We start from the raw sequence: 26,153 nt of genomic DNA on the forward strand, positions 1-26,153 counted from the left end.
TCCGGTGGCCCTCTTTTTTTGCCCAATTTCTAAGCACCGCGCCCGCAGCCCCGTCAAAAAATAATATCCGGTGCGACCCTTGATATATCGAAATCCGTCGATACATGAATCGAGATTATTCGATATTGCTTGGTGAACACCATGGACAAGAACGAAATATTGAAGGCCTTGGCCAATCCGGCCAGGCTCGAAATCCTCAACCACCTCAAAGATCCAGAGACCCATTTTCCAACCCAGGAACACCCGCTGGAGCTTGGTGTCTGCGCCAGCCAGTTCGAGCGCTGCGGCCTCTCGCAATCGACCGTCTCGGCTCATCTCGGCACGCTCCACCGCGCCGACCTGGTGACGACGCGGCGCCTCGGCCAATGGATTTTCTACAAGCGCAACGAAGAAACCATCGCCGAATTCCTCGAAGCCATGCGGAAGGAACTCTGAACATGCCTCTTGCGCTCCTCGTTCTCGCGCTCAGCTCCTTTGCCATCGGCACGACCGAATTTGTCATCATGGGGCTGCTGCCGGAAGTGGCCTCGGATCTTGCCGTTACCATTCCGCAAGCGGGTTGGCTCGTCACCGGCTATGCGCTGGCCGTCGCCGTCGGCGCGCCGATCATGGCTGTCTCGACGGCCCATTTGCGCCGGCGATCGGCGCTGATCATGCTGATGGGCTTCTTCATTCTCGGCAACCTTCTCTGCGCCGTCGCCCCGAACTATTGGGTCCTGATGATCGCCCGCATCGTCACCGCGCTTTGCCACGGCGCCTTCTTCGGTATAGGTTCGGTGGTCGCTGCCAGCCTGGTACCGGAAAACCGCAAGGCCCGCGCCGTCGCCCTGATGTTCACAGGCCTGACGCTCGCCAACGTGCTCGGCGTTCCCCTCGGCACCGCGTTCGGCCAGGCCTTCGGCTGGCGCGCGCCGTTCTGGATCGTCACGCTGCTCGGCGTCGCCTCGATCGCCGGACTTGTCGCCGTACTGCCGAAGGATGAAGCGGCTCGTGAGGGTAGCCTCGGCCGCGAGATCGCGGCATTGCGTGGCCTCGGTCTCTGGCTGGCGCTGCTGACGACCGTTTTCTTCTCGGCCGCCATGTTCGCCCTTTTCACCTACATCGCCCCGATGCTGCGCGACGTCACCGGCGTCTCGCCCGAAACCGTAACCTGGACGCTGCTCTCGATCGGCGTCGGCCTGACGATCGGCAATCTGATCGGCGGCAAGCTGGCGGACTGGCGCCTTGGCACCACGCTTGCCGGTGTCTTCCTGGCGATCGCCGCGACATCGGCGATCTTCAGCATGACCATCCACTCCCTCGTCGGCGCCGAGATCACGCTCTTCCTGTGGGCCGCGGCGGCTTTCGCCGCCGTGCCGGCATTGCAGATCAATGTCGTCAACTTCGGCAAGGACGCCCCGAACCTCGTATCGACCATTAACATCGGCGCCTTTAACACCGGCAACGCACTCGGCGCCTGGGTCGGCGGGATGCTCATCGACGAGGGTTTTTCGCTTTCGCAAGTACCGCTGGCCGGCTCGGCCATGGCAATCCTCGGTTTCCTTACCGTCCTGCTGACATTCGCAGCCCTACGTCCCAGGGAAGAGGCGCTCGCCTCCTCCTGATCCCTTCCTCCTCTCCATCCTCCCCCTCATAGAAAGGATTACCCATGACCAAATTGTTCGAACCAACGAAGCTTGGCGACATCTCCATCGCCAACGGCATCGTCATGGCGCCTCTGACGCGCAATCGCTCGCCGAATGCCGTGCCGAACGAGCTGAACGTCAAATATTATGCCCAGCGCGCCACCGCTGGCCTGATCATCACCGAAGCAACGGCGATTACCCATCAGGGTCAGGGCTATGCCAACGTTCCCGGCCTCTATAGCAAGGAAGCGCTCGACGGCTGGAAGAAAGTGACGGATGCCGTGCATGCCAATGGCGGCAAGATCGTCGTGCAGATGTGGCATGTCGGCCGTATCTCCCACACGACTTTGCAGCCGGACGGCGGCAAGCCGGTCTCCTCTACCTCCAGGCGCGCTGAAAATTCGAAGACCTATCTGGTCAACAGCGACGGCACCGGCGGCTTTGCAGACGTTTCCGAACCGCGTGCGCTCGAAACCTCGGAAATCCCCGGCATCGTTGAAGATTATCGCAAGGCCGCCCGCGCCGCGATCGATGCCGGTTTCGACGGTGTCGAGATCCATGGCGCCAACGGCTATCTGATCGACCAGTTCCTGCGCGGCGACGTCAACGACCGCACCGACCAGTATGGCGGCTCGATCGAGAACCGCGCCCGCTTCCTGTTCGAAGTGGTCGATGCCGTCACCAAGGAAGTCGGTGCGGGCCGCACGGCAATCCGTATTTCGCCGGTCACGCCATCGGGCGATGCCAGCGATCCGGCCCCGCAGCAGCTCTTCACCTATGTCGTTGAGGGCCTGGCGAAGTACGGCCTCGCCTACATCCATGTCGTCGAAGGCCAGACCGGCGGCAAGCGCGACTTCCTGCCCTTCGATTACGATGCTCTGCATGCAGCCTATAAGGCCGCAGGCGGCAAGGCCGGCTGGATGGTCAACAATGCCTATACCCGCGAGATGGCTATCGAAGCCGTCGATAGCGGCAAGGCCGATGTCGTCGCCTTTGGCAAGCCGTTCATCTCCAACCCGGATCTCGTTCGGCGCCTGAAGCAAAATGCGCCGCTGGCGCAATGGGACCAGGCAACGCTCTATGGCGGCGGCGCCAAGGGTTACGACGACTATCCGGCTCTGGACGAGGCGGCTTGAAGCGGCCTCTGAAGGCTCCTCATATCAACAGAGCACCCTCGCAACGGATGTTGCGAGGGTGTTTCATTATCTGAGCTTTGAAATGGACCGAAATAGCCGGATTAAGCAGGGTATTGCGCCTGAAAACGGCGCTCATGTGCCCTGCAGGCAACCGATGGACGCCAGGCTTGCCTGGACAGCCGCATCGATCGGCGTATGCGGTTCTTCGCCGAGCGCGGCCAGCAGCTTGTCGTTGCGCATCTGCAGCGGCACGTCCCAGAGATAGCTCATTTCGCGCAGCTCCCGCATGAATGGGACGAACGGAGCCGCCAGCGGCACGATCCACCAGGGAAATGCCTTTACCTTCACCTTGCTGCCGAGCGCACGCTGTACGGCATCCACCATCTGTGTACCGTCCCCGTCCCAATGTCCCCGCATATGATAGACGGCGAAGACCGGCAGCTCGTCGCCCTTCTCGATCAGCCGGATCATGGTCTCGGCGACATCAGGCAGATAGGCCCATTGATGACCGACACCGCGTTTGCCCGGGTAGGTCATCGAGCTGATCGGCTTGCCCGGTGTCACCATCGCCTGCGAGAACCAGCTGTTGGCTCGCGCTCCGCCGAAGAAATCACCGGCCCGGACGATGATGACCGGGGTGCCGTCCTGCTCCGCGGCCGCTCTCAACCGCCGCTCCATCTGAACGCGAATGGCACCCTTGCGGGTCTTCGGCCGCTGCGCGCTATCCTCGCTGACATCAGGGAAGACATCGGGACCGAAATTATAGACGGTCCCCGGCAGCACGATCCGCGCGCCGACTGCCTTGGCCGCTGCAATGGTATTATCCAGCATCGGCAGGACGACCTTGCCCCAATTGCGGTAACCGGGCGGGTTGACCGCATGCACGATGACAACGGCGCCCTGCGCAGCCTTCAGGACATCTTCGGCCTGCATCGCGTCGCCCTGAATCCAGTCGAACTCCGGCTGGCGGCGGGATGCCTCGGCTGCATTGCGGTTCAGCGCCCGAATGCGCCAGCCACGCGCGGCGAGCCCCTCAGAGACGGCGCCGCCAATGCCGCCGGTGGCGCCGAGTATCAAGGCTGTCCTGGTATTTTCTCTCTGGTTGTTCATGGTCATCTCCATCGGTTTCGATGGGCTGACTATGCTTCTAGTTACCGATAAACGAAATTGCCGAAAAATCTGCAGATGATATACATAAATGTATGACGCCATTATCTGAGCCAAGCTGGGATTTCTATCGCACCTTTCTCGCCGTGCTGGAGCATGGCTCACTGTCGGCTGCCGCGCGCGAACTCGGCCTGACGCAGCCGACGGTCGGCCGTCATGTCGACGCGCTGGAACAATGGGTCGGAGCGGAATTGTTCACGCGGTCACAGCAGGGTCTGCTGCCGACCGACGCCGCCCTCGTTCTGAAGCCTTATGCAGAGACTTTGGCGAGCACGACCTCAGCTCTGTTGCGGGCAGCGTCCGGCTCGAAGGACAAGATCAGCGGCACGGTGCGGATCAGTGCGAGCGAGGTCATCGGCGCGGAAGTCCTGCCACCGATCCTTGCCAAGCTGCAGGCACGATACTCCGATCTGATCGTGGAGCTTTCGGCCTCCGATACGGTGGAAGATCTGCTGCAGCGCGAGGCCGATATCGCCGTGCGCATGGTCGCGCCGGCGCAAGGAGCATTGCTCGCGCGGCATATCGGCATCATCTCACTCGGTCTCTTCGCTCACCGCAGCTATATCGAGCGGCACGGCAAACCGACAACGATCGAAGAATTGCATCAGCACAGACTCATCGGCTTCGATCGCCAGACTGCCTATATACGCATGATGCAGAAGCGTTATCCGATGCTCGAAGGCGCCACCTTCAGTTTTCGCTCCGATCACAGTATCGCGCTTCACAATGCGCTGCGTGCCGGCATCGGCATTGGCTTCCTTCAAATCCCCTTGGCAAGCCGCGATCCAAACCTCGTGCAGCTGTTACCCAAGATCGAGGTGCAGATCGACACCTGGATCGTCATGCACGAAAACCTGAAAACATCGCCACGCTGCCGCGTGACATTCGACGCGCTGGTGACGGGTTTGCTTGATTACATCAAGGAAAACAGCGCGGAGAACGGATCTTGACCATGGGAACAGCGGTGGAGTTAGTGCCATACGACCGACGATGGCCGGAAGACTACGAACGCATTCGCGAAAAGCTCGAACAATTGTTGGCGCCCCACGTCGTGACGATCGAGCATATCGGCAGCACATCCATTCCCGGCCTCGCGGCAAAACCGCTTATCGATATCGACATTACCCTGCGTGGATCCGCCGACATTCCTGCCGCGACGCGGATTCTTCTGGACCAAGGCTACGAACCGCGCGGCAACCGCTATGACGATGAAGTCTGGGCATTCATGCGGCGCGACGGCAGGCCGCCAGAGCGCGTGTATCTTTGCCCGCCGAACAACCGGACACATGAACGCAGGATGATCTTTCGGGATTATCTTCGGACGCACCCGGCGGAAGCGGCGGCCTATGCGAAACTAAAGCTGGAACTCGCCCAAACCCACCGGCACGATGGTGACCGCTATACCGCCGAGAAGCGTCACTTCGTCGACGCGATCATCGAAAAAGCAGTCGGCCAACGGCAGGCTAGCGCAATTTCAGGAAAAGTGCGCAGCCTTTTTCCGTCCGGAATTATGAGAAAACACTAAGATGGAGCGGTTTAGAGATTCCGTGAAAACTGAACCGCGCTAGGCACCAGGCGCCGTATCGACCGGCGGAAAATGCCTCTGGCCGTCGAGAACCTCCGTTTCCGGACGGTCCCCGCCATCGGCATATTCCTCATGCCACTTGCCGCTCTCATCCTGCCAGCTGATTTCAGCCGAGTCGCCCCCGATCTGCTGTTCAGCCGCAACGATCCGCGCGGCCTCCACAGCTTCGGAATGCGTCGGAAACGCCTCCGAATAAACATCGCGGAAGCGATAAGCCCAACCACCGTCATGCGGCACGATTTCGTAAACGACCTTGACCATTCAAACCCTCCTTCTCATCTGCCAAGACCTTTGAAGCCGGACGTTGCCGGCGGGATCGCGTGCATCTGAGACGGGTTTCGAGGATGCCGCGGCATTTTGGATGGGCAGACCTATCCGCGCAGTATTCCATTAAACTGCGTTAACTGCAAATTTCGGCCCGGCCTGGCTGCTTGATGTGCGAAATCATTGCTTTAGAGTACAACCGTGAATCGGCGCAGAGGTTGGGGCAAAGGTTGGGAAAGTGATCACAGCAAAGTGGTTCAAGCAGGAAAAATTCCTGTTGGTCGCATTGGCAATTGCCGTCATTGCCTATGTTGGCGAGCATTCCGTGCTCGAAGTGGGACAAACTGCCTCGATGATCGCAGCAGCGGCATTGATCGCAACGATTGTGCTGGCCTCCATGCGTGTCGCGCATCATGCCGAGACCCTCGCCGTCAAGGTCGGCGACCCCTACGGCACGATGATCCTGACCTTGTCGGCCGTCGCTGTCGAAGTCATCATCCTTGCCATCATGATGAGCGGGGAAAGCTCGCCGACGCTGGTGCGCGACACGATCTATGCCGCTGTCATGCTCGATATCAACGGTATCCTCGGCCTCGCCGCCCTTCTCGGTGGCCTCAAACATGGCGAGCAGCCCTACAATGACGATTCCAGCAAGACCTATGGCGTGATGATCCTGACGGCCATGGGAATTTCGATGATCGTGCCGGAATTCATTCCGGATGCGAAATGGCATTATTATTCCGCCTTCACCATCGTTGCGATGGTCGCGCTCTATGCGCTGTTCCTGCGCATGCAGGTCGGCAAGCACAGCTATTTCTTCAGCTATAGCTATCCGCGCACGGAGAAGAAGCACACCGCCTCGGAAGAAGATCACGATGAAGAGTCCACCACCACCTCCATCGTCACCATCCTGATCGGCGTCGTGCTGATCGGCTTGCTGGCGGAATTCATGTCGGCCTTCATGGATACCGGCCTCAAGGGCACGGGGGCGCCGCCCGCCATCGCGGCTATCGTCGTCGCGGCAATCTCGGCGGCCCCGGAAATCCTGACGGCATTGCGGGCAGCCTTGCGCAACCGCATGCAGGCGACGGTCAATATCGCCATGGGTGCCTCGCTATCGACCGTCATCTTGACGGTGCCCGTCATGGAGGCGATTGCGCTCTATACCGGTCAGCCCTTTATCATGGCCATGTCGCCGGTGCAGACCGTCATGGTGATGATCACGCTGATCGCGGCCGCCATCAATCTCAACGACGGCGAAACCAACGCCATCGAAGGCATGACCCATTTCATTCTCTTCGCAACCTTCATCATGCTGACCGCACTTGGTCTTTGATTCCGATTTCAACGGCTTGCGCCGATCGGCGGACTCAAATTGCGAAGCGCTTGAAGCAGTTCATGAGCCCGAAACCATCAAGCTGAACGCAAAAGCCCGCCATCTCTGGCGGGCTTTTCATCTGGTTTGTCTTCAACGTTACTTGCAGGCTGCGCAGAAGCGCTGAATGCGGCGGCAAGCTTCTTCGAGCAGCTCCTCCGAGGTCGCATAGGAGATGCGGAAGTTCGGGCCGAGGCCGAAGGCCGAACCGTGCACGACGGCCACGCCTTCCGATTCCAGCAGCTCGGACACGAAGTCCTCATCCGTCTCGATGACCTTGCCGGTCGGAGCCGTCTTGCCGATCAGGCCGGCGCAGGACGGGTAGACGTAGAAAGCACCTTCCGGAACCGGGCAGGAAATGCCCTTCGCCTGGTTTAGCATCGATACAACGAGATCGCGACGGCCTTCGAAGATCTTCTTGTTGCGGGGAATGAAGTCCTGCGTGCCATTCAGCGCCTCGACGGCGGCCCACTGGGCGATGGAGGTCGCGCCGGAGGTCTGTTGGCCCTGGATCATGTCCATCGCCTTGATGAGCTGCAGCGGGCCGGCAGCATAGCCGATACGCCAGCCGGTCATGGCATAGGCCTTCGAGACCCCGTTCATCGTCAGCGTACGGTCATAGAGGCTCGGCTCGACTTCGACCGGCGTGGCGAATTTGAAATCGCCATAGGTCAGGTGCTCGTACATGTCGTCGGTCAGGACCCAGACATGCGGATGCTTGACCAGAACGTCCGTCAGCGCCTTCAGTTCGGCATGCGAATAGGCGGCGCCCGACGGATTGGACGGCGAGTTGAACATGAACCACTTGGTCTTCGGCGTGATCGCAGCTTCCAGATCGGCCGGCTGCAGCTTGAAGCTGTTGGCCTGCGTCGTTGCGACGAAAACCGGCGTGCCGCCGCAAAGCGCCACCATTTCCGGATAGGAAACCCAATAGGGCGTCGGGATGATGACTTCGTCGCCGGGGTTCAGCGTCGCCATGAAAGCGTTGAACAGGATCTGCTTGCCGCCGGTGCCGACGATCGTCTGCTCCCAGGTATAGTCGAGATTGTTCTCGCGCTTGAACTTGGCGGCGATCGCCTTGCGCAGTTCCGGGATGCCGGCGACCGGCGTGTACTTCGTCTCGCCGCGATTGATCGCGTCGATGGCGGCCGTCTTGATATTATCGGGCGTATCGAAATCCGGCTCACCGGCGCCGAGACCGATCACGTCGCGTCCTTTTGCTTTCAGCTCGCGCGCTTTCTGGGAAACGGCGATGGTGGCAGAAGGCTTTACACGGGAAAGAGCGTCGGCAAGAAAGGCCATGGTGATCGGTCCTATTCGGTTGAAAATGGCAGAAAGCCTGCGGACCAGTTTTCTGCGCTAAGCTCTATGTCGAATATGGGCGGACGTTTCAAGCGCAAAGGCGTCACAGTGGCTTTATTTCCTGGCTTCCCGCGCCAAACGTGCGAGCTCTTCCTATCCGCCTGGAAGCCTGCAATACGGGACCACGCGCCTCTTCTGTCCGAACCAGATCGACAAACCGCCGAACACCGGCGATCCGTCCGAACTTGAATCAATACATGAGGCACTTGAATCAGGTTCAGAAGAACAGAGAAATTTCCAATAAAGAACAAATACCTCCCCGACATCAGCCCCTCGCGAAAAGGGTCGGTTGCCGCAAGTATCCGAAACAGCCCTCGCCTGCCGGCAGGATCGAGAGAACTGAGGGACTTGCCATCCGAAGATGCAGGAACACAAAGACGTTATCGGTTCAACCGCTGCCTTGAATGCTAAGTGAACGGCCCCACCTTGCGAAAACGAGGATATTGGGGAGTTGGAACGAATGCGCCCTGATGGAGTGGGATTTGGCAGAGTCGGAGTTTCGATCGTTTTGATGGCCAGCGCCGTGCTCTCGGCCACGGCCACGCTCGCCGAACCATCACAAACCATCAAGACCCAAGAAGTAACCGTCAAGGTCGAAACGATAGCGGCGGGGCTCGAACATCCCTGGGCGGTCGAAGTCCTGCCGGACGGAGCCTATCTCGTTACGGAACGCCCGGGTCGCATGCGGCTTGTTCGCGACGGCAAGATCTCCGCTCCGATCTCTGGCGTCCCTGAAGCCTATGCGCACGGCCAGGGCGGCCTGCTTGACGTGGCGCTCGATCCGAAATTCGCCAGCAACCGCACGCTCTATTTCACCGCCTCGGTGGCGGGCAACGGTGGAAGCGGCACGGCCGTCTTTCGTGCCCGATTGTCGCAGGACGGAAAACAGCTGACCGACGTGAAACGCATCTTCCTGATGAACAAGCTGTCGCGCGGCGATCTTCAGTATGGCTCGCGCATCGCGATCGCCCGGGACGGCAGCCTTTTCGTCAGCCTCGGCGATCGCCGCCAGCAGGATCGCGCCCAGGATTTTCAGGACGACGCGGGTTCCATCATCCATATCGAGAACGACGGAAGCGTCCCGGCCGATAATCCGTTCAAGGACGGCAAGCGTGCCCTGCCGGAAATCTGGTCGAAAGGCCATCGCAATCCGCAGGGCATCACCTTCGACAGCGAGACGAACAAGCTCTACACGGCAGAACACGGCGCCAGAGGCGGCGATGAGATCAATACGCCCGAAGCCGGCAGGAACTACGGCTGGCCCATCATCTCCTACGGCGTCAATTATTCCGGCACGAAGATCGGTGTCGGCACCGCGAAGGCCGGCATGGAGCAACCTCGTTTCTATTGGGACCCTTCGATCGCGCCCGGCGCCATCGCCGTCTATCGCGGCAAGATGTTTCCCGAATGGAACGGCGATTTCCTCGTCACGGCGCTGAAGTTCGAGCTGCTGTCACGACTGAGCCAGGACGGCAAGGGCAAGATCACCGAGCGGGAACGCATGTTCGACGATAAATTCGGCCGCATGCGCGATATCACGATCGCCCCCGATGGCGCACTGCTGATCACCACCGATGAAGACGATGGTGCGCTCCTGCGGATTTCCAGGGCTGCAAACTAGCCTGAAGCGCTCCGCTTCGGGCGCCTTTCGCCTTGCTCGGCGCAAAAGCAGCTGCTAACGGTCGCGTCACTCTTTCCTTCCCTTCCGCAGGATGCAGATGTCTCGCATACAGGCGAATTTGTTGTTGTTGGTTGCCGCCGCGATCTGGGGCGGCGGTTTCGTTGCACAATCGACAGCCATGAAAGCGATCGGACCCTTCTGGTTCATCGGCCTGCGATTTGCCGTGGCCACCCTGGTCGTCCTGCCTTTCGTTTGGATGGAAAAGAGGAAGGCCGCAAAGCCCCTGACACGCAGCAACTGGCTCGCCTTTCTGCTGATCGGCATCACACTTTTCGGGGGTGCCGCGACCCAGCAGATCGGGCTTTTGACAACGACGGTGACGAATTCGAGCTTCATAACCGGCCTCTACGTGGTCTTCGTGCCGCTGATTGCCGTCATCTTCCTGCGCCGGTCGCCGCATTGGATCATCTGGCCGGCAGCGCTGATGGCGCTCTGCGGCATCTACCTGCTGTCGGGAGGCTCATTCTCACGCCTGACATCAGGCGATTTCCTGACAGTCGTCTGCGCGCTCTTCTGGGCGGCGCAAATTACCCTTGCCGGCTCGGCCGTCAACGAAACGGGCCGGCCACTTGGTATTTCCGCAACGCAGTTTGCCGTCACCGCCGTTCTCGCCCTGGCCGTGGCAATCGCCGTCGAACCGATCAGCATCGCCGATATCCGCGCAGCACTTGGCGAAATCCTTTATGTAGGCATCTTTTCGTCCGGCCTGGCTTTCGCGCTGCAGATCATCGGCCAGCGCTACACGACCGCCCCCCAGGCGGCGATCTTCCTTTCTTCGGAAGCATTGTTCGGGGCTTCGCTCGGTGCTTTGCTGCTGGGCGAAACCATGGGGCCGCTCGGCTATGTCGGTTGTGCCTTGATGTTTAGCGCTATGCTTGCAGTCGAACTGGTACCGGAATTGACCCGCCGTCGCCATGCCACGGCATAAAAAGCCCTGAAATGCGTGCTTTCAGCGGCTTTTGACAAGCTTTACTGAAATTTTTCCGCACAATCGAAAATGGGCGTTCATACCAGCCGATTTGGGAAAATTTCGCCAAAACTATATCGCGAGCGATGGAAAAACCTTAGAAACTTGTTTCGAAGTGAGAAAATTTGCGAATCGCCATAACACATGCGCATTACGCTATTGTGCCTCTGCCGATACGTTAGAAAACTTTTGCTTGCCAATTTCCCATAAACACAGCACTCTCAGCGCTGTTCGGGCATTTTTAGAGCATGGGAAGTCCTAATAGAATTGCGCGCCGGAAACGCTAATATTCCGGTCAGCCTGATCGAGAAGCGGGTGGCAAACATCGCATCGAGATCATGCCGAGTTACGGGGACCTTTTCCTTCAAAATTCGAGAACTGCCTGCAAGCGCCCGCAAGGGTAAGGAAGTAGTGCTGCCCGTGTGGATGGTGGGCAGAGAGAAAAGGACCTGAGGCATGGCCGAGACTGGCACTGTAAAGTTTTTTAATACCGATAAGGGCTTCGGTTTCATTAAACCGGACAAGGGTGGCGCGGACATCTTTGTACATATTTCTGCAGTTCAGGCTTCTGGTCTGGCTGGATTGTCGGAAAACCAGAAGGTAAGCTTCGACACGGAACCGGATCGCCGCGGCAAGGGACCGAAGGCCGTCAATCTGCAGATTGCCGGCTGAGACGCCTTAACGGCTTTCAATTCGAGTTGAGGCCCGGCAGCGATGCCGGGTTTTGTCATTCAGTCTGCATTCAGTTTGCCCCGTATAGTCTGCCCCATGAAAGAGCGGGAATGACAGTCATCCCGTTTCCTTAGAGGATAGGCCAATGACCATACTCGGCAAAACGCTCGTCATGTCCGCGGTCGCCGCGGCACTGACGGTAACTTCCATGAGCGCCGCGTCCGCTGATGAATGGCGTCATCACAACCGCGATGGATGGGCGCTCGGCGCCGCCGGACTCGCTACCGGCCTGATCGTCGGTTCTGCCATCGCCAGCCAGCCGCGCTATGTCGAGCCGGGTCCGGCCTATGTCGATCCCGATTACGACGCGCCTCCCCCAGCCTATTATTATCGTCAGCCTCCGCGCCGCGTTTATGTCGAGCGGGATGTGAGCTACTATGCACAGCCGGTATCCGGTCTGCGCCCGTGGTCCTCCGCCTGGATGCGTTATTGCTACGACCGCTACAGAAGCTTTGACGGCCGCTCTGGCACCTATGTCGGCTATGACGGCATGCGCCACTTCTGCGCTGCCGACTGATTGGAGCAATTCCAGGAAAAGTGCGCAGCGGTTTTCCTGGAATTGCGAGACAACAAAGCGCCGCTTTCGAGCGGCGTTTTTTTACAATCCGCGCAGGAAAGGATTGGTGCGGCGCTCGTCGCCGATCCGGCTGCCTGGCCCATGACCGCAGATGAAGCCGACCTCATCGCCAAGCGGGAAGACCTTGTCGCGGATCGATTCCAGCAGCTGCTGGTGGTTGCCGCCGGGCAAATCCGTTCTTCCGATCGAGCCGTTGAACAGCACGTCGCCTAGATGGGCAAAGCCCTGCTTGCGGTTGAAATAGATGACATGACCGGGGGCATGGCCTGGGCAGTGGAAAACCTCGAACTCATGCTCACCGAAGGAGAGCTTGTCGCCCTCCTTCAGGAAGCGGTCCGGCACGACATTGCGCACGCCGGTAATGTTGAACATCTTGCCCTTGCCCTCGATATCGTCCAGCAGGAAGCGATCGTCTTCATGCGGGCCGATCACCTCGATCCCAAGCGCTTCGCGCAGCTCGTCGGCGCCGCCGGCGTGATCGATATGGCCGTGCGTCAGCCAGATCGCCTTCAACGTGATGCCGTTCTCGCGCACGGTCTGCAGGATGATGTCGACATCGCCGCCCGGATCGACCACGACGCCCTCCTTCGTCTCCGGATCGAACAGGATGGTGCAATTCTGTTCGAAAGGGGTCACCGGAATGATACCGGCTTGGAGCATGCCCATGGAGCGCCTCGTCTGTTTGATCGTCCTGCTGCGGATATAGCCGCAAACCTCCGGCAAAACAGCCCCCGCCGGCGTCAAAGCGATGCCAAAGCCAGCTTTCGCCTCGCAAAATGGCGAATAAATATAAAGAATTAATAGATTTAAAGGCGCGTGTTCATTCAACGGAAGCGGGATCAAAGCAGGCCAGCCGGAACACTGAAGCACCCGAGGCGTTGAGATAGGTCTTTAGAGGCCAGAAGGAGAGAACCAATGTCCTTGAAGAGAAATTTGCTGCTGGCCGGTGTCATCCTTGCCGGCAGCGCGGGCCTGGCCCAGGCTGAAATGTCCGCAACCACCGCCACCGACATCGAAGTTCGCTCCGGCCCGGGCGCGGAATTCCCGACCGTCGGCGTCGCAACGCGCGGATCCGAGGCGACGCTGGATGGCTGCATCGAAGGCAGCCGCTGGTGCCGCGTGGATGTCAACGGCATGCGAGGCTGGGTCTATGCCCAGTCTCTCAGCGTCGAACAGAACGGCGCGTCGGTGGTAGTCCAGGACCACCGCGATGATCTCGGCATTCCCACCATCACCTATGAGCAGACGGATTCCGTCAGGACCGGCAGTGTCCGGACCGCGCAGCCTGGTCCAAATGACGAATTGCTCGGCGCCGTCGATCAGGGCAGCGGCAATGTCGTCGTGATCACGCCATCTGAGGAAATCCGAACCTACATCGACGACAATCCGGTCGATACGGTCCAGTTGAACGGTGACCTGGTCGTCGGCGCCACGGTTCCGCAAAGCGTGGAAGTGCACCGCATTCCGGATTATCAGTACAGTTATGTCGAAGTGAACAACCAACCGGTCCTGGTCGATCCGAGAACGCGTCGCATCGTCTACGTCTACCGCTGATTCGCCCGCAAGGCCGAACAAGATGGCGAAATTGGCTTGCGACTGACCGGCCGCAAGCTCATATCGCGGATTTCCCCTGAAATTATTGCAGAATTCTCCCGTCTGAGTTGCCCTTCTATTTGCAGCGATCCTTGCTTGATGTAATCCTAATATCCACTGGGGATTATCGCCGCTTCCTGCTGTAGCAATCCGGGACGCGACGAGAGGGGATCCGGGAGCGTCTTCCGGAGCAATAGGAGAAGGGTAGTCATGGAAAGTCTAGGGCCTATCATCACGCAATTGATAGCCGGTGCGATCGGTGGCAACGCCGCGAGCGCCGTTTTGAAGCAGGATGGGATAAATCTTGTCGCAAGAACCATCGCCGGCGCCATCGGTGGCCTTGGCGGCGGTCTGATCCTTAATCTGATCGGCAGTGAAGCGCTTACCGGCCTCATCGCGCAAGGCATATCCTCGCTGGTTGCCGGCGGCGTGCTTTCCGCCATTGTTGGCGCGGTTCTCGGCCGCAAGTCGTAAATTCATCAAATCGCACAGGCCGGCGGAGAGACCCGCTCGGCTTGTGCGCATCCGAGCGCCGCTCCGTCCGGCACCGGTCTCCGCCCATCCGTAGCTCGGAATGGGATGACATGGACCATGTCGGCGCAGCCGACGCTTACCGAATTCGGATCGAATGCCTTGCCATTCGATCGCTTTTATGCGGCCTCTCTTCCTGCCATGGCCTGCAAAGATTGCCTTCGCCACCACACAGGGGTTGATTATCGTTTCCACCGCGCTCTATCCACGAGATGCAACAGGGGGAAATACGAGATATATTGGAATTTTGCGGAGCCGCTCGCGTAATTTTCCGATGCGGCAACGCCGTTTGAGCCGTGCGGCAATTGTACGAAAACAGTCGATGGCGTAAAAATGTGTCAACGAAGCTGACATATTTTTATATAAGTTTCCCGGATGCTCCAAAATTGGAAAGGAACTGCCAGGGTGCCACGACAGATGAGCCAGAACGCGGCAAAGACGGAGCTGCTGGAAACGCCGATGCAGAATGCGGGAAGCATCGATTTCGAGGTGATCGAGCTGCTTTTCTTCGCCTACCGCGATTTCGTTTCGGATCCGGACCAGATTCTCGTCAAGAGCGGCTTCGGGCGTGCTCATCATCGCGTCGTTCATTTCGTTAACCGCGAACCCGGCATGACCGTTGCAGACCTTCTGGAAACATTGCAGATCACCAAACAGAGTTTGGCGCGGGTTCTCAAACAATTGATCGATTCGGGTTATATTCGGCAGGTCGCCGGTCCGAAGGATCGGCGACAGCGCAAGCTTTACCCCACGCGGGCCGGCCGCGATCTGGCTCTGGCGCTGGCCGAGCCGCAATCGCGCCGCATTGAACGGGCATTCGAAGGCACGTCGGAAGCGACACGCGAAAGTGTGAAACGTTTCCTGCGGGAAATGCAGACCGAGAAGTGACAGCATTCAGGCCGCGGGGGCCGGTGCGGAATACCTCATCGCAATCGATGGGTAGGACAGGATCGAGACGGATCGAATGACGACAAAAACAGCAATCTCGGATGATGCAGCACATCTTCTCGTCGTGGACGACGATACGCGTATCCGCGCCCTCCTCAACCGCTACCTGATGGAGAAGGGTTTCCGGGTAACGGCTGCCGCCGACGGTGCCGAGGCCCGCCGCAAACTGGAAGGGCTCGATTTCGACCTCATCATCATGGATGTGATGATGCCCGGCGAATCCGGGATCACGCTGACATCGAGCCTGCGCGCCATCAAGAACATTCCGATCATCATGCTGACCGCACTTGCCGAAGCCGACTCCCGCATAGCGGGCCTCGAAGCCGGCGCGGACGACTATCTGCCGAAGCCCTTCGATCCGCGCGAGCTGGTGCTGCGCATCAACAACATACTTCGGCGCAATACCCCCGCCGACTCCCCGAAGATCGAGCTTGTCATGTTCGGACCCTATACGTTTTCGCTGACGCGCAAGGAGCTCAAGAAGGCAGCGGAACTCATCCGCCTGACCGACCGCGAACAGGAAATCATGCTGCTCTTCGCGAAGCGCGCCGGCGAGACGATCCCGCGTCATGAGCTGATCGGCAGCGATGCCGAAGTGGGCGAACGCACCATCGACGTGCAGATCAACAGGCTACGTCGCAAGATTGAAGACGATCCGGCCAACCCTATCTGGCTGCAGACGGTGCGTGGCATAGGCTACCGCCTGAGCATAGACTGAGATCGGCTCGCGGGACCAGGTGATGGTGACTTTCGATTCGATCAGGCGCGACCAGGACCACACGCCCTCCAACGGGCTCCGGTGGCTGACACGCTGGCTGCGCCGGTATGTTCTGCCGACCGGCCTCTATGCTCGCTCGCTGCTGATCTTCATCCTGCCGATGATCATCCTGCAGGCAGTCGTGACCGTCGTCTTCATGGAACGCCACTGGCAGATGGTGACGCAGCGGCTGTCGATGGCGACCACCCGCGACATCGCCGCCATCATCGCGATAATCGAGACCTATCCGCAGGATGCCGATTATTCGGCCGTTACCCAGATGGCGCGTCAGAAGCTCGACCTCGCCATTTCGATCGAGCCGGGTGGTGAGCTGCCGCGGCCCGGCGAGAAGCCCTTCTTTTCGATCCTCGACGGCATTCTGAGCGATGAGATCCGCGATCAGATCAACCTGCCCTTCTGGATCGACACCGTCGGCAACTCCAGCCTGGTCGAGATCCGCATCAAACTGCCCGACAAGGTGCTGCGCGTCTTCGCCAAGCGCAGCCAGACCTATGCCTCCAACACTCACATCTTCATTCTGTGGATGGTCGGCACCTCGCTGGTGCTGATCGGCATCGCCGTGCTCTTCCTGCGCGGCCAGATCCGCCCGATCCTGGCGCTGGCTCAGGCCGCGGAAAGCTTCGGCAAGGGACAGCGGCTGGAAAACTATTCCCCCCGTGGCGCTGACGAGATACGCCGTGCCGGCCTCGCCTTCATCCTGATGCGCGAGCGTATCGAACGGCAGATCGAGCAGCGCACGGCGATGCTCTCCGGCGTCAGTCATGACCTGCGAACGGTTCTGACCCGTTTCAAGCTTCAGCTTGCTCTTGTCGGCGACAATCCCGATCTTGTCGGTCTCGGCGAGGACGTCGAGGACATGCAGAGCATGCTCGAGGGCTATATGGCCTTCGCCCGCGGCGAAGCGGAGGAAGATGTCGGCCAGTTCAAGCTCAGCGACATCCTTGAAAAGGTCCGGCAGGATTTCACGCTGCATGGCAAATCCATGAGCTTCTCGATCGACGGCGACGACGAGATCTCCGTCCGGCCCAATGCCTTTACGCGGCTGGTGACCAATCTCGCCACCAACGCCCGCCGCTATGCCAACAGCCTCCGCGTCGAGGCCCGCCACAGCGCCAAATGGCTGACGATCGTCTTCGATGATGACGGACCCGGCATCCCCGTCGAAGCGCGCGACGATGTTTTCAAGCCGTTCTTCCGGCTGGATACAGCGCGCAACCTCGACAAATCCGGCACGGGCCTCGGCCTTGCCATCGCGCGCGACATAGCCCGCAGCCATGGCGGCAACGTCACGCTCGGCGACAGCCCGCTCGGCGGCCTGCGTGCCACCATCCGCATTCCTGCGTGAGGGGAGACATCTGATGCCGATCGATATTGATGGCATGCATTGGCTGAACGCGCCGCCGCTGTGGGAAATGAACCAGGGCCGGCTGTTCGTCCGTTCCGGCAACAAGACCGATTTCTGGCAGGAAACCTATTATGGCTTCCATCGCGACAACGGCCATTTTCTCGGAATGCCTCGCCGCGGCGATTTCACCGCCGAAGTAACGTTCATCGGACATTATCGAGAGCTTTACGACCAGGCGGGGCTGATGGTCCGCCACGACGCCAGGCATTGGATGAAATGCGGGATCGAATATACCGACGGCGCCAGGCATTTCAGCGTCGTCGTCACCAATGGCAATTCCGACTGGTCCGCTTTCCGGCTGGATCACGACTTCGATGCCATGTCCGCGCGGGTCACCCGCAACGGAGACGCCCTCTTCATCCAGTATCGCACCGACCGTATGAGCGAATGGCGAATGGCGAGACTCGCCTGGTTCGATCCGACACTGGAGGATGTATTGGTCGGCCCGGCCTTCTGTTCCCCTCAGCGGGAGGGCTTCGAGGCGGAATTTCTCGATTTCAGCCTGACCGATCCTGTATCAAGAGATATTCACTAAGTCTGCTTTCCCCGCGATCGTGAAAGGGGGGGGCACTCACATCAACCTTTTGCCGTTCGGCACCGGTTGGGTCACCGCGGCAAGAACGATCGCTCCCGCCTCATCCTCGAAGCCGAGGGTCAGCACTTCGGAACGCACCGGCCCGATCTGGCGGGGCGGAAAATTGACAACGGCCAGTACTTGCCGTCCGACAAGAGTTTCGGGCGTATAATGCACGGTGATCTGGGCGGAGGAACGCTTGATGCCGATCTCCGGCCCGAAATCGATCCTAAGCTTGAAGGCGGGCTTGCGCGCTTCCGGAAAGGGCTCCGCTTCGATAATTGTTCCGACACGGATATCCACCCGTTCGAAATCGCCATAGGTGATCTCTTCCGTCATGCCCTGCCCTTTATCGAAAATTTGGAAGGGCTCAGCGTTTCATGGAATCGCTGAGCCCTTCTTCTCTTTACTTTCACGCAAATCCGGACGGAAAACCTTCGTGCGCTTTTCCTGAAATTGATTTAGCCAGCCAGTTCCTGTGCCCGCTTGCGTGCCGCTTCCAGGGCCGCATCGAACAATGGCTGCATGCCATCTTCCGCCATCAGCACGCCGAGCGCCGCAGCGGTCGTCCCGCCGGGAGACGTCACGTTCTGGCGCAGGCGCGAGGCGTCGTCGGGAGACTGGTGCAGCAATTCACCAGCCCCCGCGACGGTTTCCCGTGCAAGCCGCATGGCGAGGTCCGCCTGCAGGCCGAGCTTCCGGCCCGCCTCCGCCATGCATTCGACGAGATAGAAAACATAGGCAGGCCCGCTGCCCGAAACCGCAGTCACCGAGTCGATGTCGGCCTCGTCAGGCACCCATTCGACCGGGCCGGACACTTTCAACAGGTTGTGGACTAGCTGCCGCTGGCGATCGCTCACGCCAGCATTCGCGAAAGCCCCGGTCACGCCACGTCCGACCATGGCGGGCATATTCGGCATGGCTCGCACCATCGCCGCCTGTCCCAGGTGCTGTTGAAGCGAGGAGAGCGTCTTGCCGGCGGCAATGGAGACAACGACGGTTCCCTCGCCCACTAGAGACTTGAGCGGCGGCAGAACCGCATCCATGAGCTGGGGTTTGACGGCGATGAAAAGAACACCGGCCGTCACGCCGGCGGGAGCTTCGGTGACGTGGCTGGCACCAGCATCCGCGATCATTTTCCGCATCGCCTCTGCCGGATTGGGATCGACGACGATGACCGACGATCCCGGCACACCATTCTTCAGCCATCCCGTCAGCAGCGCGCCACCCATATTCCCCGCGCCGATCAGCATGATCGGCCCGGAGGATACCAATGCGTTGGCGGATTGTTGACCTGTCATCTCACGCTTCGCCCACCGTTTCGAAGAGCACGGCTTCCATGGCGCGGTTCGCATCGAGCCCGGACCATACTACGAATTGGAAAGCCTGATAGTATGCCTCGCAGGTGTCAAGCGCGTTGGAAAGCAGCACTTCCACTTGCCGGTTGGTGGGCTCGGCCCCGCCGGACAGCAGCAGCGACTGCCGGAAGATGACGATATCTTCCTGCCGCCATAGATCGAAATGGCCCATCAGCACCTGCCCGTTGATGCAGGACAGGAGCTTGATCACCTCGTTGACGCGCGGATCCGGAACCTTGACATCGAATGCGCAGGCTATGTGCAGCGCCTCGAACTCCTCCATCCAGGAGAATGAGACATGATAATCGGTCCATCGCCCTTCGACGGTCATGGCGATTTCATCCTCGCCCGACCGCTCGAACGACCAGTCGTTATTGGCAGCAACGAACTCGATCATGTCGACCGGATTCGATTGTCGTTCGACTTCCATTTCCATAAGGCTCATGCAGCACCTTCTTGACCGGAACGATTGCAGTTTTCCCGTGACCCAACACTGAAAGAACGCAAACAGTTTTACTCCGGAAACACATTCGGGATGATGTTGAACGGTTGCCAGACTAACGCTTCCAGCATGCCCGGGGCTTACCAAGTCCGTTTCGAATCATCATTTAAAATCAGTGTATAGCGGCATGCCCGGCATGCCAGCCCCTGAGCGGCGATTTTGGAAACGGCACTGTGGAAAGCTCTTCTGACGCCTATTCAGAAGGGAGTCATAACCGACTCTGGCGATTGGCTTTTTTGCCTATGTCCACAAGTGGAAAAACAGACGGAAATTTTCATAGGAAAAAGGTGCGGCAAGCGGGTGCCGCACCGGTCTACAAGCTGAAGGTCGGACTTATTTGCCCTTCGAAGCGAGTTTGGCTTCCAGCGCTTCGATTCTCGCGAGCAACGCCTCGTTCTCATCGCGCGCCTTGATCGCCATTTCGCGAACGGCCTCGAACTCCTCGCGCTTGACGATATCCATGCTGTTCAGCCACCGCTCCGCATGGGCATTGAAGGCCGTCTCTATCTCGCGGCGCACGCCCTGGGCAGCACCGGCGGCATCTGTCATCAGCTTGGCGAATTCATCCAAGATTCGGTTCGGTCCAGTGCTCATGGCAATCTCCTTGCGGCCGTCGGCCCTCAACGGTCAGGCATCGATACGGGCCAGATAGTGCTGAGGTAAGATTTCCAAGGGGCCGATGCAAGCAAATTGAGATAGGACGGGACAACGCAGCTTCGGATCACGGACGCCGCAACAAACGACTTGACCGATTCAGTGGCGAACGCCATGTTCCGCGCACATTTGGATACTTAGCATGATCCTGTTCCGAAATGGCACGGTGCTATCGGGAACATGCTGCAACGGGCCTGACGATCTTGCTGACATCCGCCAATCTCGCCGCAATCCTGCCTTTTCCGGATATCGATCCGATCGCCGTTTCTCTCGGCCCGATTTCAGTCCATTGGTACGGGCTTGCCTATGTCGCGGGCATTCTGCTCGGCTGGCTCTATGCAAGGCGGCTGGTCGATAACGGCAGGCTCTGGCTCAACGATACCGCGCCCATGACGCGTCAGCATCTGGACGATTTCATCCTGTGGGTCGCCTTCGGCATCGTTCTCGGCGGCCGCATAGGCTACATCCTGTTCTACGATCTCGGGCCTGTGCTCGCCAATCCCATCCGCGCCATCCAGGTCTGGAACGGCGGCATGTCCTTCCACGGTGGATTAATAGGCACGACCATCGCCATGATTTTGTTCGCAAGGCGCAACAAGATTCCAGTTTGGAGCCTGTTCGATATCGTCGCCGCCGTCGCGCCGATCGGGCTTTTCTTCGGCCGCATCGCCAACTTCATCAACGGCGAGCTATGGGGCCGCGTCACCGACGTGCCCTGGGCGATGGTATTCTGCAGCCCGCATGTGATCGCCGCCCATAACGGCGTCTGCCCCGCAGGTCCCGACCCGCGCCACCCGAGCCAGCTTTATGAAGCCGGCATCGAAGGCATCATTCTCTTCCTGGTTCTCTTTGCCCTCACGCGCTGGATGCTGGCGTTGAAGAAACCGGGCATGGTCAGCGGTATTTTTATCATCGGCTACGCTTTCTCGCGTATTTTTGTCGAATTCTTCCGTCAGCCTGATGAGCAGCTCGGCTATTTGCTCGGCACGGACTGGCTGACGATGGGCATGGTACTGTCGCTTCCGATGGGCGCCATCGGCCTTTGGGTCGTGATCCGCGCCCGTCAGGCGGCGGCCGGGCAGATGGCGTGAGGTGGGGTTAATATCGCGTGGTCTTTTCAAAAGAGGCTCCCAGCCTGTCAGGGCCACGCATTAGCGAAAGCAAAGAATGACGACGGCGCTCGGGGAAAAAATCAAAGCCATCATCCGCACCAACGGGCCATTGAGCATCACGGATTATTTTTCGCTGTGCCTCGCCGATCCGGTGCATGGTTATTACAAGACACGTGAACCCTTCGGCCAGTCCGGCGACTTCGTCACCGCACCCGAAATCAGCCAGCTTTTCGGCGAGATGATCGGCGTCTTCATGGTGCACGCCTGGCAACGGCACGGAACGCCGGCCGATGTGCGCCTCGTCGAAATCGGCCCTGGCCGCGGCACGATGATGTCGGACATGCTGCGCGTCATCGGTAAGCTCGCGCCGCCGCTCCATGAAGCAATGACGGTGCATCTCGTCGAAACCAGCGAGCGGCTGCAGGGCTTCCAGCGGCAGACCCTCGAAGCCTATGGCGCAAAAATCTCTTGGCATTCGGATTTCGGCGAAGTTCCAAAGGGCTTCACGCTGATTGCCGCCAACGAACTCTTCGATGCCATTCCGATCCGTCAGTTCGTTCGCACCGCCAATGGCTTCCGCGAGCGCACCGTCGGCCTCGACGTCAACGACGAACTGACCTTCACGACGGGCGTCGCCGCGCTCGATCCCGCGCTTCTTCCGGAAGGCGGACTTCCACCGATCGGCGCTGTGTTCGAGATTGCACCTGCCCGCCAGGCCGTCATGACAACGATCTGCGACCGGCTGGCGGCTCACGGCGGCACGGCACTAGCCATCGACTACGGCCACATGGCGACCAGCTTCGGCGACACGCTGCAGGCCGTGCGCATGCATGAATACGACCCTCCGCTGGAACATCCCGGCGAGGCGGATCTCACCAGCCATGTCGATTTCCAGCACCTGGCACAAACCGCGCTCGCCTCCGGCCTGCACATCAACGGCTGCTGTCACCAGGGCGATTTCCTGGTCGGGCTCGGTCTGCTGGACCGTGCGGCCGCCCTCGGCCGGGATCAGGATGCGGCAACGCAGGAAGGCATCCGCATCGCTGTGGAGAGGCTCGCAGGCGCAGGCGAAGGCAAGATGGGAGAGCTTTTCAAGGTGCTGGCCGTTTCCAGCCCGGCGATCGACCTCCTGCCCTTTCGCCCTGTCGGCTGAAACCGGACCATTGATCCCGTGGATTGACAGTGCGCGCCGGGCTGGGCCAACATCCCGGCAAGATCGAACTGCTTCGCCGCGGCTGCGTTATGTCAAGCACGACCGGCCAAACCAGATATCAAGGGATGTTTTAGGTGCCGACACCACTTGCTAGCACGCTGCTGAGCGCCGCCGAGGCTGCCGGCATTCGCCATGGCTATTTCACCCGAGCCGGCGGCATTTCTGAAGGCCTCTATCGCGGCTTGAACGTTGGCCTCGGCTCGAACGACGATCGCGACCGCGTACACGAGAACCGCCGCCGCGTCGCCGGCTGGTTTGGCCTACCCGTCGATCAGCTTGCCACCGTGCATCAGGTCCACTCTCCCGATGTCGTGACGATCGGCGCACAATATGACGGCAGCCGCCCGCAGGCCGATGCGATGGTAACGGCGACGCCGGGTATCGCGCTTGGCGTGCTCGCCGCCGATTGCGGCCCCATCCTCTTCGCCGATCCGGAAAACCGGGTCATCGGCGCCGCCCACGCCGGCTGGAAGGGCGCGCTGACCGGCGTCTTGGAAAACACCATCGATGCGATGGAAGCACTTGGCGCAAGACGCGAGGCAATCATTGCCTGCCTCGGCCCCTCGATCAGCCAATCGAGTTATGAGGTCGGCCCCGAATTTGTCGAGCGTTTCCTCGCCCATAATCCCGGCTATGCGAAATACTTCGCCCCTTCGGAGCGAGATGGCCACGCCATGTTCGATCTGCCAGCCTTGACCGTTGATCGCCTGCACAAGGCTGGCATCACCGCCGAAAGCCTGAACCTCTGCACATACCCGGACCCGGAACGCTTTTTCTCCTATCGGCGCACGACGCATGCCAGGGAGCCGGATTACGGACGACAGATTTCCGCCATCGCCATCGGGGAGGCAGCTTGACATGGCCCTGCAATTCGAACGCAGCGAATACGATGCTCGTCTGGCGCGGCTATTGGCGAGGATGCAGGAAGAAAAGCTCGATGCGATGCTGCTCTTCGCCCAGGAGAGCATGTACTGGCTGACCGGCTACGATACGTTCGGCTATTGCTTCTTCCAGACATTGGTCGTCAAGTCGGACGGTTCCCTGACGCTTCTGACGCGCTCGGCCGACCTCCGCCAGGCACAGCTCACATCTGTTATCACCGACATTCGGATTTGGGTCGATCGCGTCAATGCCGATCCGACGCTCGATCTCAAGGAGCTTTTGTCCGATCTCGACCTCCTCGGCACCCGCATCGGCATCGAATATGATACCCATGGCATGACCGGCCACGTCGCCCGCCTGCTCGATCACCAGCTTGCCAGTTTCGGCCAGATCGTCGACGCCTCCTACCTGGTAAGCCGCCTGCGCCTGACCAAGAGCCCTGCGGAAATCGCCCACGTCGAACGCGCCGCCGCGCTGGCCGACGATGCCTTGGACGCCGCCCTGTCTTTGGTCAAACCCGCCGCGGATGAAGCCGATATCCTCGCCGCCATGCAAGGCGCCGTCTTTTCCGGCGGCGGCGATTATCCCGCCAATGAGTTCATCATCGGCTCGGGTTCGGAAGCCCTGCTCTGCCGCTACAAATCCGGTCGCCGGAAGCTCGACGCCGAGGATCAGCTGACGCTCGAATGGGCAGGTGTCGACGCCCATTACCATGCCGCCATGATGCGCACGGTCGTCATCGGCAATCCAAGCCATCGCCACCGCGAACTCTACAGCGCCTGCCTGGAAACCCTGCAGGCGATCGAAACGATCCTGATGCCGGGGCATACCTTCGGCGACGTCTTCGACATGCATGCCAAGATCATGGACGAACGCGGCCTTGCCCGGCACCGGCTGAACGCCTGCGGCTATTCGCTCGGCTCCCGTTTCTCCCCCTCCTGGATGGAGCACGAGATGTTCCATATGGGCAATCCGCTTGAGATCCAGGAGAACATGTCGCTTTTCGTGCACATGATCATCGCGGATTCCGATAGCGGCACGGCGATGACCCTCGGCCAGACCTATCTGACGACGTCGCAGGCGCCGAAAGCCCTTTCCCGCCACCCTCTCGAATTTCTTAACCGTTAGGGGCGTAAGATAGCGGTCCTGAACGGTCAGACCGTCGGGAGAAAGGATCGCGTCGATGGGATTGGTCAGGATAACGTTGACTGTCGCCGGCATTTGCCTCGCGCTCTCCGCCTGCAATACCACGGACGCCCTGACGCCGCCCGAGGCCATCCGCGATGTCGGTTCGAGCCCGGTTACGCAAGGCGATGTCGAGCGCATGGCTGCGGCTCCCCAGCGTCGCCAGACCTATCAAAGCTCGCAGGAGAGCTACGGCTATCAGCAGCAGACCTCGCAGCAGGCATATCAGCCGCAAAACTACGGCGGCAGCGGCACGCTCGACCAACAGGCATCGGCGCTGAAATCGAGCGGCAGCAATCCTTACGCCTCTCGTCCGCTCGACGATTCCCGCACCGCCTCCATCGCTCCGGCCAACAATCAGTTTTCGGAGGCCGACGAGCAGCGCGAGGCCGACCGGCGCCTGTCGGACGATCAGCAACCGCAGCAACAGCAGGAACAGACTGCGGATGACCAGCAGCCGGAGCAACAGCAGCCGGAGCAACGACAGGCCTCGCTACCGCCCGCCGCCGCGCCCGGGGGCAACAGCATCCGTTTCCTGCCGATCATCGGCGCTCCCGTCGAAGCCGTCACGCCACTTTCGCGCCAACTCGGCGCCGACGCCCGCTCCCTCGGCCTGACAATCAAGAGCTCGAGCGATTCCAGCGCCGCCTATATTCTCAAGGGCTATCTCTCCGCCTTCGAGGACGGCCCGCAGATTTCCGTGACCTATGTGTGGGATGTACTCGATAGCAACGGCAACCGCGTGCACCGCATACAGGGTTCGGAAAGCGCGCCGCTGAAGCGCGGCGACCCTTGGTCGGCCGTTCCTCCGACCGTCATGCAGAAGATTGCCACCAAAACCATGTCGGAATTCAATTCCTGGCGCGATTCCAGCGGTGGATAGCCACAAGCTTTTCAGAAATATGAAAGCTAACACGCATCTCCCCCTTGCATTCGAGAGCAAGGCG

At 59.9% G+C, this 26,153-nt stretch carries 29 protein-coding genes; 21 read left to right on the forward strand and 8 right to left on the reverse strand.

What is annotated here, in order from left to right; genetic code table 11:
• Positions 1 to 141 precede the first annotated feature (141 nt).
• From HGP16_RS23785 to HGP16_RS23795, 3 genes are read left to right on the forward strand one after another with little or no spacing between them, the layout of a single operon-like run.
• Complete coding sequence (locus HGP16_RS23785) at positions 142 to 435, forward strand: ArsR/SmtB family transcription factor (protein ID WP_120664537.1); 294 nt, start codon at positions 142 to 144, stop codon at positions 433 to 435.
• Between the two features lie 2 nt (positions 436 to 437).
• A complete protein-coding gene (locus tag HGP16_RS23790; protein WP_168842456.1) occupies positions 438 to 1,604 on the forward strand; it encodes an MFS transporter in 1,167 nt (388 codons plus the stop codon).
• A 44-nt stretch (positions 1,605 to 1,648) separates the two neighbouring features.
• Positions 1,649 to 2,761 carry an alkene reductase gene (locus tag HGP16_RS23795; RefSeq protein ID WP_168842457.1) on the forward strand — a complete coding sequence of 371 codons (1,113 nt, stop codon included), beginning with the start codon at positions 1,649 to 1,651 and terminating at the stop codon, positions 2,759 to 2,761.
• Between the two features lie 132 nt (positions 2,762 to 2,893).
• Here HGP16_RS23795 and HGP16_RS23800 read toward each other — a convergent pair whose 3' ends face one another.
• On the reverse strand, positions 2,894 to 3,871 hold the full coding sequence (locus HGP16_RS23800) for an NAD-dependent epimerase/dehydratase family protein (RefSeq protein ID WP_168842458.1): 978 nt from the start codon (positions 3,869 to 3,871) through the stop codon (positions 2,894 to 2,896).
• A 92-nt stretch (positions 3,872 to 3,963) separates the two neighbouring features.
• Between HGP16_RS23800 and HGP16_RS23805 the strand changes: the two genes are divergently transcribed.
• Together HGP16_RS23805 and HGP16_RS23810 are read left to right on the forward strand one after the other, a co-directional pair.
• Positions 3,964 to 4,878 carry a LysR family transcriptional regulator gene (locus HGP16_RS23805; protein WP_168842459.1) on the forward strand — a complete coding sequence of 305 codons (915 nt, stop codon included), beginning with the start codon at positions 3,964 to 3,966 and terminating at the stop codon, positions 4,876 to 4,878.
• The gene (locus HGP16_RS23810) at positions 4,875 to 5,453 is read left to right on the forward strand and encodes a GrpB family protein (protein WP_409526860.1); all 579 of its coding nucleotides are present in this window, start codon (positions 4,875 to 4,877) and stop codon (positions 5,451 to 5,453) included. Before HGP16_RS23805 ends, HGP16_RS23810 begins: the two co-directional genes overlap by 4 nt.
• Positions 5,454 to 5,492: 39 nt before the next feature.
• Here the strand turns inward: HGP16_RS23810 and HGP16_RS23815 are convergent, their stop codons facing one another.
• The gene (locus tag HGP16_RS23815; RefSeq protein ID WP_168842460.1) at positions 5,493 to 5,774 is read right to left on the reverse strand and encodes a DUF2188 domain-containing protein; all 282 of its coding nucleotides are present in this window, start codon (positions 5,772 to 5,774) and stop codon (positions 5,493 to 5,495) included.
• Positions 5,775 to 6,015: 241 nt separating this feature from the next.
• Between HGP16_RS23815 and HGP16_RS23820 the strand changes: the two genes are divergently transcribed.
• Positions 6,016 to 7,113 (forward strand): calcium:proton antiporter, encoded by a 1,098-nt coding sequence (locus tag HGP16_RS23820; protein ID WP_168842461.1) that lies wholly within the window; start codon positions 6,016 to 6,018, stop codon positions 7,111 to 7,113.
• Positions 7,114 to 7,251: 138 nt separating this feature from the next.
• On the opposite strand, the gene HGP16_RS23825 is transcribed toward HGP16_RS23820, so the two are convergent.
• Entirely contained in the window at positions 7,252 to 8,454 is a 1,203-nt protein-coding gene (locus HGP16_RS23825) for a pyridoxal phosphate-dependent aminotransferase (RefSeq protein WP_168842462.1), read from the reverse strand.
• Positions 8,455 to 9,025: 571 nt separating this feature from the next.
• On the opposite strand from HGP16_RS23825, the gene HGP16_RS23830 reads away from it, so the two are divergent.
• The 4 genes from HGP16_RS23830 (at position 9,026) to HGP16_RS23845 (ending at position 12,411) form a co-directional block, all read left to right on the forward strand.
• Positions 9,026 to 10,135: a PQQ-dependent sugar dehydrogenase gene (locus tag HGP16_RS23830; RefSeq protein ID WP_246703525.1), complete on the forward strand. Its 1,110-nt coding sequence runs from the start codon at positions 9,026 to 9,028 to the stop codon at positions 10,133 to 10,135.
• A gap of 97 nt (positions 10,136 to 10,232) precedes the next feature.
• On the forward strand, positions 10,233 to 11,123 hold the full coding sequence (locus tag HGP16_RS23835) for a DMT family transporter (RefSeq protein WP_168842464.1): 891 nt from the start codon (positions 10,233 to 10,235) through the stop codon (positions 11,121 to 11,123).
• Between the two features lie 495 nt (positions 11,124 to 11,618).
• Complete coding sequence (locus HGP16_RS23840) at positions 11,619 to 11,834, forward strand: cold-shock protein (protein WP_004116423.1); 216 nt, start codon at positions 11,619 to 11,621, stop codon at positions 11,832 to 11,834.
• Positions 11,835 to 11,979: 145 nt separating this feature from the next.
• Positions 11,980 to 12,411, forward strand: a complete 432-nt coding sequence (locus HGP16_RS23845; RefSeq protein ID WP_168842465.1) for a BA14K family protein — start codon at positions 11,980 to 11,982, stop codon at positions 12,409 to 12,411.
• Between the two features lie 81 nt (positions 12,412 to 12,492).
• Here the strand turns inward: HGP16_RS23845 and HGP16_RS23850 are convergent, their stop codons facing one another.
• Positions 12,493 to 13,137 carry an MBL fold metallo-hydrolase gene (locus tag HGP16_RS23850; protein WP_168842466.1) on the reverse strand — a complete coding sequence of 215 codons (645 nt, stop codon included), beginning with the start codon at positions 13,135 to 13,137 and terminating at the stop codon, positions 12,493 to 12,495.
• 249 nt (positions 13,138 to 13,386) lie between these two features.
• Between HGP16_RS23850 and HGP16_RS23855 the strand changes: the two genes are divergently transcribed.
• The 6 genes from HGP16_RS23855 to HGP16_RS23880 all read left to right on the forward strand — a co-directional run bounded on the left by HGP16_RS23855 (position 13,387) and on the right by HGP16_RS23880 (position 18,261).
• On the forward strand, positions 13,387 to 14,025 hold the full coding sequence (locus HGP16_RS23855) for a DUF1236 domain-containing protein (RefSeq protein ID WP_168842467.1): 639 nt from the start codon (positions 13,387 to 13,389) through the stop codon (positions 14,023 to 14,025).
• A 249-nt stretch (positions 14,026 to 14,274) separates the two neighbouring features.
• On the forward strand, positions 14,275 to 14,538 hold the full coding sequence (locus tag HGP16_RS23860; RefSeq protein WP_149634793.1) for a hypothetical protein: 264 nt from the start codon (positions 14,275 to 14,277) through the stop codon (positions 14,536 to 14,538).
• A gap of 474 nt (positions 14,539 to 15,012) precedes the next feature.
• Positions 15,013 to 15,483 (forward strand): MarR family winged helix-turn-helix transcriptional regulator, encoded by a 471-nt coding sequence (locus tag HGP16_RS23865; RefSeq protein ID WP_205926624.1) that lies wholly within the window; start codon positions 15,013 to 15,015, stop codon positions 15,481 to 15,483.
• A gap of 76 nt (positions 15,484 to 15,559) precedes the next feature.
• Positions 15,560 to 16,261: a response regulator gene (locus tag HGP16_RS23870; RefSeq protein ID WP_112340717.1), complete on the forward strand. Its 702-nt coding sequence runs from the start codon at positions 15,560 to 15,562 to the stop codon at positions 16,259 to 16,261.
• Positions 16,262 to 16,283: 22 nt separating this feature from the next.
• The gene (locus HGP16_RS23875) at positions 16,284 to 17,666 is read left to right on the forward strand and encodes an ATP-binding protein (RefSeq protein ID WP_168842469.1); all 1,383 of its coding nucleotides are present in this window, start codon (positions 16,284 to 16,286) and stop codon (positions 17,664 to 17,666) included.
• Positions 17,667 to 17,679: 13 nt separating this feature from the next.
• Positions 17,680 to 18,261: a DUF1349 domain-containing protein gene (locus tag HGP16_RS23880; RefSeq protein ID WP_168842470.1), complete on the forward strand. Its 582-nt coding sequence runs from the start codon at positions 17,680 to 17,682 to the stop codon at positions 18,259 to 18,261.
• 36 nt (positions 18,262 to 18,297) lie between these two features.
• Here HGP16_RS23880 and HGP16_RS23885 read toward each other — a convergent pair whose 3' ends face one another.
• The 4 genes from HGP16_RS23885 to HGP16_RS23900 form a co-directional block, all read right to left on the reverse strand.
• Positions 18,298 to 18,639 (reverse strand): tRNA-binding protein, encoded by a 342-nt coding sequence (locus tag HGP16_RS23885; protein ID WP_168842471.1) that lies wholly within the window; start codon positions 18,637 to 18,639, stop codon positions 18,298 to 18,300.
• Positions 18,640 to 18,761: 122 nt separating this feature from the next.
• On the reverse strand, positions 18,762 to 19,601 hold the full coding sequence (proC, locus tag HGP16_RS23890; RefSeq protein WP_168842472.1) for a pyrroline-5-carboxylate reductase: 840 nt from the start codon (positions 19,599 to 19,601) through the stop codon (positions 18,762 to 18,764).
• Position 19,602: 1 nt separating this feature from the next.
• Entirely contained in the window at positions 19,603 to 20,103 is a 501-nt protein-coding gene (locus HGP16_RS23895) for a YbjN domain-containing protein (RefSeq protein ID WP_112340712.1), read from the reverse strand.
• Between the two features lie 390 nt (positions 20,104 to 20,493).
• On the reverse strand, positions 20,494 to 20,754 hold the full coding sequence (locus HGP16_RS23900) for an accessory factor UbiK family protein (RefSeq protein WP_069612652.1): 261 nt from the start codon (positions 20,752 to 20,754) through the stop codon (positions 20,494 to 20,496).
• A 263-nt stretch (positions 20,755 to 21,017) separates the two neighbouring features.
• Here HGP16_RS23900 and lgt point away from each other — a divergent pair, with 263 nt between their 5' ends.
• The 5 genes from lgt to HGP16_RS23925 all read left to right on the forward strand — a co-directional run bounded on the left by lgt (position 21,018) and on the right by HGP16_RS23925 (position 26,089).
• Positions 21,018 to 21,905: a prolipoprotein diacylglyceryl transferase gene (lgt, locus tag HGP16_RS23905; RefSeq protein ID WP_168842524.1), complete on the forward strand. Its 888-nt coding sequence runs from the start codon at positions 21,018 to 21,020 to the stop codon at positions 21,903 to 21,905.
• Between the two features lie 76 nt (positions 21,906 to 21,981).
• On the forward strand, positions 21,982 to 23,079 hold the full coding sequence (locus HGP16_RS23910) for a class I SAM-dependent methyltransferase (protein WP_168842473.1): 1,098 nt from the start codon (positions 21,982 to 21,984) through the stop codon (positions 23,077 to 23,079).
• Between the two features lie 134 nt (positions 23,080 to 23,213).
• Positions 23,214 to 23,996 (forward strand): peptidoglycan editing factor PgeF, encoded by a 783-nt coding sequence (gene pgeF, locus HGP16_RS23915; protein ID WP_168842474.1) that lies wholly within the window; start codon positions 23,214 to 23,216, stop codon positions 23,994 to 23,996.
• Position 23,997: 1 nt separating this feature from the next.
• Positions 23,998 to 25,149: a M24 family metallopeptidase gene (locus HGP16_RS23920; RefSeq protein WP_168842475.1), complete on the forward strand. Its 1,152-nt coding sequence runs from the start codon at positions 23,998 to 24,000 to the stop codon at positions 25,147 to 25,149.
• A gap of 55 nt (positions 25,150 to 25,204) precedes the next feature.
• Positions 25,205 to 26,089 (forward strand): hypothetical protein, encoded by an 885-nt coding sequence (locus HGP16_RS23925; RefSeq protein WP_168842476.1) that lies wholly within the window; start codon positions 25,205 to 25,207, stop codon positions 26,087 to 26,089.
• Positions 26,090 to 26,153: the final 64 nt, after the last annotated feature.

Origin of the sequence: Rhizobium sp. P40RR-XXII (assembly GCF_012641405.1) — a bacterium.
In the GTDB taxonomy this organism is placed as follows: Bacteria; Pseudomonadota; Alphaproteobacteria; order Rhizobiales; family Rhizobiaceae; genus Rhizobium.